12 protein-coding genes are annotated in these 12325 nt (G+C 69.9%); 7 read left to right on the top strand and 5 right to left on the bottom strand.

Annotated elements, in window-relative coordinates; genetic code table 11:
* A complete protein-coding gene (locus Q8X39_RS01855; RefSeq protein WP_305747925.1) occupies nt 1-981 on the bottom strand; it encodes a Bug family tripartite tricarboxylate transporter substrate binding protein in 981 nt (326 codons plus the stop codon).
* A gap of 153 nt (nt 982-1134) precedes the next feature.
* Nucleotides 1135-2190, bottom strand: a complete 1056-nt coding sequence (locus tag Q8X39_RS01850; protein ID WP_305747924.1) for a LacI family DNA-binding transcriptional regulator — start codon at nt 2188-2190, stop codon at nt 1135-1137.
* Nucleotides 2191-2293: 103 nt separating this feature from the next.
* Between Q8X39_RS01850 and Q8X39_RS01845 the strand changes: the two genes are divergently transcribed.
* Nucleotides 2294-3487: a GGDEF domain-containing protein gene (locus Q8X39_RS01845; RefSeq protein WP_305747923.1), complete on the top strand. Its 1194-nt coding sequence runs from the start codon at nt 2294-2296 to the stop codon at nt 3485-3487.
* A gap of 9 nt (nt 3488-3496) precedes the next feature.
* Here the strand turns inward: Q8X39_RS01845 and Q8X39_RS01840 are convergent, their stop codons facing one another.
* Entirely contained in the window at nt 3497-4417 is a 921-nt protein-coding gene (locus Q8X39_RS01840; RefSeq protein WP_305747922.1) for a LysR family transcriptional regulator, read from the bottom strand.
* Between the two features lie 161 nt (nt 4418-4578).
* Here Q8X39_RS01840 and Q8X39_RS01835 point away from each other — a divergent pair, with 161 nt between their 5' ends.
* The 5 genes from Q8X39_RS01835 to Q8X39_RS01815 all read left to right on the top strand — a co-directional run bounded on the left by Q8X39_RS01835 (nt 4579) and on the right by Q8X39_RS01815 (nt 8756).
* Complete coding sequence (locus Q8X39_RS01835) at nt 4579-5856, top strand: aromatic ring-hydroxylating dioxygenase subunit alpha (RefSeq protein WP_305748253.1); 1278 nt, start codon at nt 4579-4581, stop codon at nt 5854-5856.
* A gap of 11 nt (nt 5857-5867) precedes the next feature.
* The gene (locus Q8X39_RS01830; RefSeq protein ID WP_305747921.1) at nt 5868-6359 is read left to right on the top strand and encodes an aromatic-ring-hydroxylating dioxygenase subunit beta; all 492 of its coding nucleotides are present in this window, start codon (nt 5868-5870) and stop codon (nt 6357-6359) included.
* A gap of 16 nt (nt 6360-6375) precedes the next feature.
* Nucleotides 6376-6693: a non-heme iron oxygenase ferredoxin subunit gene (locus tag Q8X39_RS01825; protein WP_305747920.1), complete on the top strand. Its 318-nt coding sequence runs from the start codon at nt 6376-6378 to the stop codon at nt 6691-6693.
* Between the two features lie 164 nt (nt 6694-6857).
* Nucleotides 6858-7958: a GGDEF domain-containing protein gene (locus tag Q8X39_RS01820; protein ID WP_305747919.1), complete on the top strand. Its 1101-nt coding sequence runs from the start codon at nt 6858-6860 to the stop codon at nt 7956-7958.
* Between the two features lie 135 nt (nt 7959-8093).
* Nucleotides 8094-8756, top strand: a complete 663-nt coding sequence (locus Q8X39_RS01815; protein ID WP_305747918.1) for a DUF6647 family protein — start codon at nt 8094-8096, stop codon at nt 8754-8756.
* 19 nt (nt 8757-8775) lie between these two features.
* On the opposite strand, the gene Q8X39_RS01810 is transcribed toward Q8X39_RS01815, so the two are convergent.
* Both Q8X39_RS01810 and Q8X39_RS01805 read right to left on the bottom strand, forming a co-directional pair.
* Nucleotides 8776-9702: a carbohydrate ABC transporter permease gene (locus Q8X39_RS01810; protein WP_305747917.1), complete on the bottom strand. Its 927-nt coding sequence runs from the start codon at nt 9700-9702 to the stop codon at nt 8776-8778.
* 51 nt (nt 9703-9753) lie between these two features.
* Complete coding sequence (locus Q8X39_RS01805) at nt 9754-10728, bottom strand: carbohydrate ABC transporter permease (RefSeq protein ID WP_305747916.1); 975 nt, start codon at nt 10726-10728, stop codon at nt 9754-9756.
* 395 nt (nt 10729-11123) lie between these two features.
* Here Q8X39_RS01805 and Q8X39_RS01800 point away from each other — a divergent pair, with 395 nt between their 5' ends.
* The gene (locus Q8X39_RS01800) at nt 11124-12299 is read left to right on the top strand and encodes an ABC transporter ATP-binding protein (protein ID WP_305747915.1); all 1176 of its coding nucleotides are present in this window, start codon (nt 11124-11126) and stop codon (nt 12297-12299) included.
* Nucleotides 12300-12325: the final 26 nt, after the last annotated feature.

Raw genomic sequence — 12325 nt, 5'->3', positions numbered from 1 at the left:
TCAGTCGGCCGTGATGCGGCGGGTCTCGATCAGCTTCTTCCAGCGCGCATGTTCCTGGAGCTGGAAGGCGGTGAACTGCTCCGGCGTGTTGCCGACGATCTCCAGCCCGACGGCGGTGAACTGCTGGCGGATCTGCGGATCGTTCAGTGCCGCGATCAGCGCGGCATGCATGCGCGTGCGGATCTCGGCCGGCAGGCCCCGGGGCGCGGCCACGGCCTGCCAGGAATAGACGTCGACGTTCTTCACGCCGGCCTCGGCCATGGTCGGGACCTCGGGCAGCACCGGCGAACGCTTCGCGCCGGTCACCGCCAGCGCACGCAGCTTGCCCGACCGGATGTGCTGCATCACCGCGTTGACGTTCTGGAACGAGGCATCGACCTGGGCGCCCAGCAGGTCCGAGATCGCCGGGCCGCCGCCCTTGTAGGGCACATGCACGCCGGTGGTCCCGGATTCGAGCCAGAACAGCTCGGCGGTCAGGTGGTCGCTCGACCCGTTGCCGGACGATGCGAAGGTCATCTTGTCGGGCTGGGCCCGGGCTTGCGCCAGGACGTCGGCCACGGACTGGTGCGGCGACGCGGCCGGCACCACGAGCACGTTGGGCGCCTGGACCGCGACGGTCAGGTGGTCGAAGTCCCGGGTCGCGTCATAGGGCACGCCCTTGAGCAGGTGCGGCGCGATCACCAGCGGCCCCAGCGAGGTGACCAGGAAGGTGTAGCCATCGGCCGGCGCACGCTTGACCGCCGCCGCCCCGATCGTGCCGGTCGCACCGGCCTTGTTGTCGACCACGAAGGTCTGGCCGAAGGACTTCGCCAGCGCCGGTCCGAGCGTGCGCGCGATCGTGTCGGTCGAGCCACCCGGCGGGAACGGCACCACCAGGGTGACGGGTCGGGACGGCCAGGTCTCGGCCTGTGCCGCGGCACTCAGTGCCAGGCCGGCGAACAGCGCGGAGAGCGCGGACAGGACCAGCATCCATTTCTTCATCGGTTTGCTCCAGACGGTTTCAGGGTTCGGTCCGCGCATCGGTAGCGCTACCAGCAAGAGGCGGAATGCTAGCGCTACCGTCAGTTGTCGTACAACCTCGACGACCCCCGTGGTAACCCGCCCTGTCGGGCTGGCTGCGCCCCCAGGCGTGGCTCAGGCGCTGTCGCGTTCGACGACCGAAAAGCCGATGTCGACGACCCGCTCGACCACCTCGCGGCCTTCGGCGCGGTCCACGATGAACTGCGCCGCCTGCCGGCCGATGGCCGCGCCCTTGATCTGCACGGTCGTCAGCGCGGGCACCAGGTCGGCGGCGAAATCTAGGTCGCCGAAACCGACCACCGCCAGGTCGTCGGGCACCGCGCGGCCCCGAACGCGGGCCTCGGTCATGACGCCAAGGGCCAGCAGGTCCGAACTGCAGAAGACCGCATCGGGCACGGTCCCGCCGGCCAGCAGCTCGGCCAGCCCGGTGCGGCCGCTGCGCAGCGTGGTCGGGGCGCTGACACGGGCGACGCGGGCCTCCGCCAGGCCGAGCGCCCGCGCGGTCGCCTGGAAGGCCTCGCAGCGCCGCAGCGCGCGTTCGTCGTCGCCGGTGACGATGGCCAGCCGGCGCCGACCCCGCGCGTGCAGGAACAGCGCCACCGCCCGGCCGACCTCCAGGTGCGAAAAGCCGACCAGCATGTCGATCGGCGTGGGCGTCAGGTCCCAGGTCTCGACCACCGGGATGCCGCTGGCCAGCAGCCGGCGCCGGCCCTCGGGCGAATGCAGGATGCCGGTCAGCACGATGCCGTCGGGGCGGCGGCCGACGATGGCCTCGATCAGGGCGTCCTCGCGGTGGCCGGTGTAGCCCGATTGCCCCAGCATCAGCTGGTAGCCCTGGGCGGCCAGCGCCTCTGTCAGGGCCTGCACCGACGGCAGGAAGACGGTGCCCGACAGGGTCGGCACCAGCGCCGCGACCAGCCGGCTGCGGGTCGAGGCCAGGCCGCCGGCCAGCAGGTTGGGCACGTAGCCGGTCCGGGCGACGGCGTCGGCGACCTTGCGCCGCACCTCGGCCGACACGAGGCCGGGCGAGTTCAGCGCCCGCGAGGCGGTGATGGGCGCGACGCCGGCCAGCCGGGCGACATCGTGCAGCGTGACCGCACCACTGCCCCGGCGGCTGCGGCGGGCGCGGGGCTCGGGCAGCTCATCGGCGGCGCGTTCGGGCGTGTCCATGGCCCATTCTAGGAAGCCGCCTTCCCCCCGGATCCAGGGGGCGTGGCTGGCTCAAGGTCACGGCCCCCGGGCCGAAAACAAGCACAGGAAACCGCTCTACCTGATGAAGTCGTCCCCGTCTCCTGCCGCCTCGTCCGCCCCGCCTGCGGGTCCGCGCCGACGCGCCCGCGTCGCCGAGCCCGACACGGTCTCGCGGGTCATGCACCTGCTGCTGTTCATCGGTGCGGCCATGATCCTGGCGGTCTGGGCGATGGAGCTGCACGAGGGCGTCATCAACCCCTGGGACCGGTGGATGCAGCCCTTGCTGGCGCTGGTGGTCGGCGGCGCGGCGGTGCTGATGGTCTGGCGTCCGACGCTCGACCCAGTGCTGCGGCCGCTGCCGGTGCTGTCCTTCAACCTCTACCTGATCGTGACGCTGCACATGACGCTGCTGTACGGCTCCGGCCCGCAGCAGTGGTATCAGACGCTCACCGCGCTCTACTGGGTGCCGCTGGCCTATGGCTGCGGCTTCGTCTTCCTGCGCCAGCGCATGGCGCTGCTGGTCTGCACCTTCACGGCCACCGGCATCTTCCTGCCCATGCTGGTGTGGTGGCAGCGCGGCCAGCTGCCGGCCTGGACCCACGAACATGGGCCGCTGCTGGTGATCGTGGCGATGTCCCACGTGATGTACGTGCTGCTGCTGTGGGCCGTCATCAAGCTGCGCGACAGCCATGCCGATGCGCGCGACAGCGCCGAGCGCATGCGCACGCTGGCCGCGACCGACGTGCTGACCGGCCTGCCGAACCGCCGGTCCATGCTCGACACGCTGGCCACCGCGCTGGCCGAGTCGCGCCGCAGCGGCCAGCCGCTGACGATCGCGCTGGTCGACGTGGACCACTTCAAGGCCGTCAACGACCAGCATGGCCATGCCCAGGGCGATGCCGTGCTGATGCAGATCGGCGCCTGCATGCGCGCGCAGCTGCGTGCGGTCGACGGACTGGCACGCTGGGGTGGCGAGGAGTTCCTGATCTGCGCCACCGCCACGCCGCTGGCCGCTGCGGTCGAGCTGGCCGAGCGGGTCCGCGTCGCCGTCTCGGCTTGCCCGATGCCGCACGGCGAGCAGGTCACCATCAGCCTGGGCCTGACGCCCTGCGAGCCCGGCGACGACGTCGACACCCTGCTGCAGCGCGCCGACCACGCGCTCTACGAGGCCAAGGCCCGTGGCCGCAACCGCAGCGTGACCCGCACCCGCGAGCAGGAACGGTCGGATGCGGCACGTCCGGCCAGCATGGCGACGCAAGGGCTGACGACGCCCTGATCGGCCCGGTCAGGCCGGGGCGACCAGCGGATCCGCGAACAGCTCGAAGACCCGCCCGCGCAGCCACAGGTTGGCCGCGTCGCGGTGGGCCTTGGCATGCCAGAAGACCTTGATCGGCGCCTCGGGCAACTCGACCGGATGGACACGCCAGGTCAGGCCGAAGGGTCCGGCCAGGCGCTGGGCCAAGCGCTCGGGCACGGTCGCGACCAGGTCGGTGCCTTGCAGGATGTGGCCGACGCCGACGAAGTGCGGCACGCGCAGCCGCACCGTGCGCTCGACGCCGGCGCGCTTCAGGCGTTCGTCGACCTTGCCGTGGCCGGTGCCGGCCGACAGCACGACCAGGTGCTCGGCGGCGCGGAAGTCCGCCAGCGTCAGGCCGGGCCGGTCGAGCGGATGGCCACGACGGAACAGGCAGACATAGGGCTGGCGGAACAGCTGGCGCTGGAAGTAGCCGGCCTTGAGCTGCGGCAGCAGGCCGATCGCCAGGTCGACCCGGCCGGCGGCCATGTCGTCCTGCAGGTGGACGGCGCTGCTGCGCACGGTGCTCAAGCTCACGCCCGGCGCCTCGCGGCCGATGCGCTCGACCAGTGCGGGCAGGAAGACGATCTCGCCGATGTCGGTCATGGCCAGCGTCATCGCGCACCGCACGCGGGCCGGATCGAACGAGGTCGGCGGGTTCAGGCCGCGGTGGATCAGCGCCAGCGCCTCGCCGACCGGCCCGGCCAGCTGTTCGGCCAGCGGCGTGGGCACCATGCCCGCGGGGGTGCGCAGGAACAGCTCGTCGTCAAACTGGCGCCGCAGCCGGGCCAGCGCGTTGCTGACCGCCGGCTGCGTGATGCCCAGCCGCTCGGCCACGGGGGTCACCCGGCGCTCGGCCATCAGGTGGTGAAACAGCAGCAGCAGGTTGAGGTCGACGTCGCGGAGTTCCATGGCTTGCCCGACATCACGAACGATGATGTCGAACATTCAAGCCATTCTATTGAGTGAATGCCGTCCAACCCCGAAGATCGCCGGCCAGATCCAGAGACCCACAGGAGACGCCGATGACGGAGCAGCCGCTGAAGGACATGCGCCAGGAGATGGGCCAGGACATGCGGGACGGTGCGCCCGCACGCCCGGCCGACACGGTCTTCCCGGCCGCGCCGCAGTGGGAGGATGACGGCACCCACCGCATCCCCTTTGCCGCCTACACCAGCGAGGACCTGCACCGGCGCGAGCTGGAGCGCTTCTTCTACAAGGGCCACTGGTGCTATGTCGGCCTGGAGGCCGAGGTGCCCGAGCCGGGCGACTACAAGCGCACGGTGGTGGGCGAGCGCTCGGTGATCCTGGTGCGCGATGCCGATGGCAGCCTGAACGTGGTCGAGAACGTCTGCGCCCACCGCGGCATGCGCTTCTGCCGCGAGCGCCACGGCAAGGCCAAGGACTTCGTCTGCCCGTATCACCAGTGGAGCTACGCGCTCAACGGCGACCTGCAGGGCGTGCCCTTCCGGCGCGGCGTCAAGCAGGACGGCCAGGTCCACGGCGGCATGCCGTCGGACTTCAGGACCAGCGACCACGGTCTGACCAGGCTGAAGGTCGCCGTGCGCGGGGGCGTGGTGTTCGCATCCTTCGACCACGGGATCGAGTCGCTGGAGGACTACCTCGGACCGACCATCCTGGGCTACTTCGACCGCCTGTTCAACGGCCGCCAGCTCAGGATCCTGGGCTACAACCGCCAGCGCATCCCGGGCAACTGGAAGCTGATGCAGGAAAACATCAAGGACCCGTACCACCCGGGCCTGCTGCACACCTGGTTCGTGACCTTCGGCCTCTGGCGCGCCGACAACAAGTCGCAGCTGCGCATGGACGCCAAGCATCGGCACGCGGCCATGATCAGCACCCGCGGCAGCGCCGGCCAGGCCGACCAGGTCACGCAGGTCTCGAGCTTCAAGTCCGGGATGACGCTCCACGACCCGAGCTTCATCGACATCGTGCCGGAGGCTTGGTGGGGTGGCCCGACGGCGGTGATGACGACGATCTTCCCGAGCGTCATCCTGCAGCAGCAGGTCAACAGCGTGTCCACCCGCCACATCCAGCCCGACGGCCACGGCAGCTTCGACTTCGTCTGGACCCACTTCGGCTTCGAGGACGACAGCGAGGAGATGACGCAGCGCCGGCTGACGCAGGCCAACCTGTTCGGCCCGGCCGGCTTCGTGTCGGCCGACGACGGCGAGGTGATCGAGTTCTCGCAGCAGGCCTTCGAGTCCAAGCCCTTCCACCGCGCGGTCGCCGAGCTGGGCGGGCGCACGGTCGAGGACACCGAGCACATGGTCACCGAGACGCTGATCCGCGGCATGTACCGCTATTGGCGCGAGGTCATGGACGCGTGAAGGAGACCCCGATGAGCCCTGCGGCTGCCCTGAACTTCGCGGACTGGCTGGCCCTGAACCAGCTCTGCGCCGACTACGCCAGCGCGGTCGATTCCGGCGACTGGGACCTCTGGCCCGGCTTCTTCACCGAGGACTGCGTCTACCGCCTGCAACCGCGCGAGAACCATGAGCGCGGCCTGCCGCTGGCCACGCTGTCCTTCACCAGCAAGTGCATGCTCAGGGACCGCGTCTACGGCATCCGCGAGACGCTGTTCCACGACCCCTACTACCAGCGCCACGTGGTCGGCAGCCCGGTGATCCGGCGGGTCGATGCGGACGGCACGATCCATGCCGAATCGAACTACGCCGTGTTCCGGACCAAGCTGTCGCAGCCCAGCACGGTCTTCAACGTCGGCCGCTACCTCGACACCGTGGTGCGCACGGCCGAAGGCCTGAAGTTCTCGCAGCGGCTGTGTATTTACGACACCGAGCTGGTCCCGAATTCCATCATCTACCCGATCTGACACCGCGAGCCCTCCCATGAGCGAACCCACCTGGCACGACGCGCTGGCCTTCGATGAACTGCCCGTGGACGACGTCCTGGGCCTCTCGGTCGCCGGCCGCGACATCGCCGTCTACACCGTCGGCGACGAGGTCTACGCGACCGACAACCTCTGCACCCACGGCCATGCCCGGCTGTGCGACGGCTTCCTCGAAGGCCACGAGATCGAATGTCCGCTGCACCAGGGTCGCTTCGACGTGCGCAGCGGTGCGCCCTTGTGCGCGCCGCTGACCGTGGGCGTGCGCAGCCACCCGGTCAAGGTCGAGGGCACGCGGGTCTGGCTGCAGCTGGCCTGACCGGGCGCGCCCGGCGCGACCCGAACACGAAAAAAGACACCCGAATCGCCACAACGGGTCACACGGTCAGGCTGCAAGGGGAGGCCAGCAAGCTTCGGCTCACGTAACGACCCGTTACGGCATTTAGCATCGGCGATCCTGCCCGTCGGATGCCCGCCCTGCCCATGTTCCGCCCCTACGCCGCCTTCATCGACTACTTCGGCGCGCACCGCGGACCGCTGCGGGTGCGCCATGAGGTCGATCGGGCGATCCAGCGCGTGGTGATCGGCTTGCTGGTCGCGCTGGCCACGCTCTGGCATGACCACGAGGCCTCGCAGATGGACCTGGTGGTGCATGCGATGCCCTACTTCTCGGTCGCCTACGCCCTGCTCGCGCTGCTGTACTGGCGCGTGATCCGGGCCCGTCCGGACGCAGCGGTCGCGGCGCAATACGCCTTCATCGTCGCCGACCCGGTGCTGACCGTGCTGGCACTGGCCGCCTCGCCGACGCTCCTGGCGCCGCTGAACATGTTCCTGATGGTCCAGATCGTGCGCTGCGGCATCCGCTATGGCGTGCGCACGCTGTGGCTGGAATGGAGCGTCGCGGTGCTGGCCTCGGCGCTGCTGCTGCCGCTGTCGGCCTTCTGGACGCTGGCTCAGCCGCTGACCCAGTCCCACATCGCCATGCTGCTGGTGACCCCGTTGCTGTTCGCGCCCCTGATCCGCCAGCTGCACCGCGCCAACGACGAGTTGCGCGCGGCGGCCACGTCCGACCCGCTGACCGGCCTGGGCAACCGCCGGCTGCTGTCCGAGCACCTGCGCATCGCGCAGGAACGCAGCCGCCGCGATGGCACCTGGCTGGCGCTGATCCTGTTCGACCTCGACAACTTCAAGGCCGTCAACGATGCCCGCGGCCATGCCAGCGGCGACGCGCTGCTGCTGCACATCACCCGCGCGCTGCGCGCCAACCTGCGCGGCGGCGACTACCTCGCGCGCATCGGCGGCGACGAGTTCGTGCTGCTGGTCGAAGGCCTGCCCGCGGACGAGGCCGGCCGCCTGGCCCAGGCCATGGCCGACAAGATCGTGCGAGTGGTCGCCGAGGCCGCCCGCGATGCCAGCCCCGACCAGCCGGTGACGGCCAGCGCCGGCGTGCACTGCTGGTCGGGCTCGGATCCGACCGGCCACGACGAGGCCACGCCGATGGAGCGGGCCGACCAGGCCATGTACGAGGCCAAGCGCGCCGGCAAGGACCGCGCCGTCGCGACGCAGGTGGCCACGCTGGGCTGAATCGGCCGGACGGTCGACGCCGCGCGGGGCCGGCGGGCGCGACCGCCTGCTGCCCCTTTCCTTCCGGGCATTTCAGGCGTTGAATCGATCCCGGCGCCCCGGCGATCCAGGCCGTCCGGCGCAGGGAGAAGACACATGACCCGCCCACATGCCCGGCACCTGCTGGTCGAGACGGCGCTCGTCGGCTTCGCGGCCTGCGGGCCGTGCGCCGCCGCCGGCCGGCCGGCCCCGAACCCTGGCCTCGACCCCGAGCTGTTCGACGACCTGGTCGGCTGGGCGGTGCGGCTCAGCGGTCGCGGCGCAGCGCCCGAGTCGATCCGGCCGACGGTGCAGCGGCTCGACGCCGCCGGCATCGCCCGGCGGGTCTGTCCGGAGACGCCGCGCAGCTGCCAGGGCCTGGTCGGCGTCTACGGCAGCCATGACCGGACCATCCTGCTGCGCGACGACCTGGATCTGCGCGACCCGACCGACCAGTCCTTCCTGGTGCATGAACTGGTCCACTGGCTGCAGCACCTGGCCGACGGTGACGCGATCGACGCCAGTTGCCGCCGCGTCATGGCCCACGAGGCCGAGGCCTACCGCGTGCAGAACCTCTACCTGGCGCGCTTCCGGCAGTGGCGCCGGGTCGGCGAGGTGATGCGCTACATGCACTGCCCGGACGACGGCGCGGGCAATAGCGCGGGCAACAGCGCGGGCGAGCCTGCGCTGGAGTTCGGCGGCGTGCGCGATCCGCATCCGATCGGCGTGCCGGTCGGGCATCCGCGTGCGCTCGGCGAGCCGGCCGGGATCGATCGCTGAGCGGCCCGCAGCGCGCCGTTCACTTGCTGCCGCTGAACTGCACCGACTCCACCACCTTGCGGCCAAAGGCCACCAGCAGCAGCAGCGTCGGCAGGATGGTCAGCGCGGTGGCGGCCATCAGGCCGGTCCAGTCGGGCGAGCCCTGCGGGGTCTGCGACTTGAAGCTCTGCAGCGCCACGGTCAGCACCTGCTGCTCCTCTTCCTTGGCCACCAGGAAGGGCCAGAAGAACTCGTTCCACATGTTGATGCCCTGCAGGATCGCGATGGTCGCGATCGGCGTGGTCGCCAGCGGCAGCACCACCGTCCAGAAGATGCGCAGCGGCGAGGCGCCTTCGAGCATCGCGGCCTCTTCCAGGTCACGCGGGATGGACATGAAGAACTGGCGCAGGAAGAAGATCCCGAAGGCCGAGAACAGGCAGAAGGGCGCGACCATGCCGGCCAGCGTGTTGAGCCAGCCCAGGTCCTTGACCAGGATGAAGTTGGGGATGAAGGTGACCACGCCGGGCACCATCATCGAGACCACGAACAGCCCGAACAGCAGGTCGCGGCCGGGGAAGCGCAGCCGCGCAAAGGCATAGGCGGCCATCGCGCTGGTCAGCACCTGCGAGACCACGACCAGGGTGGTGAACAGCAGCGAGTTGCCCAGCGAGCGCAGGAAGTTGATCTGCGCGCCCGAGCCGCCGTGCGACATCGCCTCTTCCGGGCTGAGCAGGCCCAGCACGCGGGCGAAATGGGCGATCGTCGGGTGGTCGGGCAGCAGGCTGCCGCCTGGCGTGAACAGGTCGCCGGTGGGCGTGATGGCGGTCTTGAGCACCAGCCACAGCGGCGCCAGCGTGATGAACAGCATCAGGCCGAGGATGCCCCAGGCCAGCCAGCGCGAGGCCGACACTCGGCGCGCGCGCACGGCGGCGGAAGGGACGACGGGGGTGGTGATCGAAGTCGACATGCGGAGGTCTCCTGCGTCGTGGGGTCGTGACGGCGGCTATGAACGCGCGGCTCAGGCCAGGTCGTTCTCGTTGGCGCGCAGGATGCGCATCTGCACCAGCGTGTAGGCCACCATCACCAGGCACAGCGTCATCGACATCGCCGAGGCGTAGCCCATCTTGTAGAAGCTGAAGGCGTTCTGGACAATGTAGTGGACGATCACGCGGGTCGAGTCCAGCGGGCCGCCGTTGGTCGCTACGGCCACGGTGTCGAAGATCTGGAACGAGCCGGTCACGCTGGTCACCAGCACGAAGACCATCACCGGGCGCAGCAGCGGCAGCGTGATGCGGCGGAACATCTGCCACTCGCTCGCGCCTTCGAGCGAGGCGGCCTCGTAGAGGTAGCGCGGGATGTTCTGCAGGCCGGCCAGGAAGAGCAGCGCGATCAGCCCCATGTGGCGCCAGATGTTGACCGCCGCGACCGTGGCCAGCGACTGGTCCGGGCTGGCGAAGAAAGGCTGGCGATCGAGGCCGACGGCGGTGATCAGGTGGTTGACGCCGCCCAGCAGCGGATCGAGCAGCCAGACCCACATCAGCGCGACCAGCACGTTCGACAGCAGGTAGGGCAGCAGCACCACCGACTTGACGAACAGCGAGCGGGTCAGCCGGTCCATCGCCACCGCCAGGAACAGGCCCAGCACGGTCTGCAGCGGGATGTTGAGCACCACGTAGTAGAGCGACAGCTTCATGCCCTGCCAGAAGCGGCCGTCCTCCAGCATCTTCGCGTAGTTGGCCCAGCCAACCGGCTTGGGTGGACTCAGCAGGTTCCAGTCGGTGAAGCTGATCTCGAGCGCCCGCACCGCCGGCATTGCATAGAACAGCGCGAAGCCGATCAGCGCCGGCAGCACCAGGGCCAGGCCGGTGACGGTCTCCAGCCGGCGCAGCGGCGAGACGGCGGCGCGCCAGTCGCGCGCCAGGCGCTGGAGGCGATCGAGGTGCTGGCGGGAGCCGGAGCGAGGTCCGGACGGTAGGTCGGTGGCGACGGTCATGGCAGCCCTGTCGAAAAGAACGGGTGAGCGCGAAGCGCCTGGAACGGCGGTGGACGGCGGCGTGACTAACACGCGTTACGTGATCGAACGATACGCACCGACGGATCGACAGGCCATCGGGTTTCCACCAGTATTAGCAAATTTATTATCAGATGGATCGACCGATCGGCCGCCGCGTGCCGGGTCGGCACTCTTTATAGCGCGCTGCATTCACCGATCGATCACCCGTCGGGCCTGTTCGGGGCGCGCCCACACCCTGGCGCGGGCCACGTCAAGCAACTTCGGCGTTCGAGGCATCGGGGTTTTCACTACTTATCGCTAATTTTATTAGCAACACAATCCAGCACCAGAGTCGCCCACCCTCCTCTCCACCTTGCCGGAGCCCGAACCGCACCATGGCCAGCATCGAACTCAAGAACGTCTTCAAGGCCTACGGCGACCTGCCGCCGGTGATCCGCGAGGTCGACCTGCAGATCGCCCAGGGCGAGTTCTGCGTCTTCGTCGGCCCGTCGGGCTGCGGCAAGTCGACGCTGCTGCGCATGATTGCCGGGCTGGAGGACATCACCGCCGGCGAGCTGCGCATCGGCGGCGCGCTGATGAACGAGGTGCCGCCGGCGCACCGCGGCGTGGCCATGGTGTTCCAGACCTACGCGCTGTTCCCGCACATGTCGGTCTACGAGAACATGGCCTTCGGCCTGGGCCTGGCCAAGGTCGACAAGAAGGTGATCGACGAGAAGGTGCGCGCCGCCGCGAAGGTGCTGCAACTCGACCACCTGCTGGAGCGCAAGCCCAAGGCGCTGTCGGGCGGCCAGCGCCAGCGGGTGGCGATCGGCCGGGCCATCGTGCGCGAGCCGGGGGTGTTCCTGTTCGACGAGCCGCTGTCCAACCTCGATGCCGCGCTGCGCGTGCAGACCCGCTTCGAGATCGCCAAGCTGCACCGCGACTTCGGCCGCGCATCGACCGTCTACGTCACCCATGACCAGGTCGAGGCGATGACGCTGGCCGACCGCATCCTGCTGCTCAACACCGGCGAGGCGGTCCAGCGCGAGGGCTCGGTGGCCCAATGCGGCTCGCCGCTGGCGCTCTACCACCGCCCACGCAACCTCTTCGTGGCCGGCTTCATCGGCAGCCCGAAGATGAACTTCCTCAAGGGCACGCTGGTCAGCGCCGGGCCGGCCTCGGCGCGGGTCCGCGTGAACGGCTCGAACGAGGAGCTGGAGGCCAGCGTCGACGCCCGCAGCCTGCAGCCGGGCACGCCGGTGACGCTGGGCATCCGCCCCGAGCACACCGAACTGGGCACGGGCACGCAGCACATCGTGCGGCCGGTGCAGTGGCAGGAGCGGCTGGGCGAGTCGACCTTCCTGTACCTCGATGCCGGCGACGGCGAGCACAGCCTGGCCGCCGGTGGCGACGCGCTGGTCGCCAAGGCGCCCGGCCATGCCCATGCGGTCGCCGGACACCGCATCGCGCTGGCGATGCCCGCGAGCGCGATCCACCTGTTCGACCCGCAAGGCCACGCCCTGCCCCGCCTGATCGCCGACACCGACCTGCTGCTGCCGCAGGCCGCCTGAGTCACGCCTGCCCCTCTCTTCGTCGC

The sequence above is a fragment of the Leptothrix discophora genome, from assembly GCF_030705305.1.
GTDB classification, from domain to species: Bacteria; Pseudomonadota; Gammaproteobacteria; order Burkholderiales; family Burkholderiaceae_C; genus Sphaerotilus; species Sphaerotilus discophorus.
The sequence above is the reverse complement of the archived record's forward strand: the minus strand, read 5'-3'. Positions and strand labels throughout refer to the sequence as shown.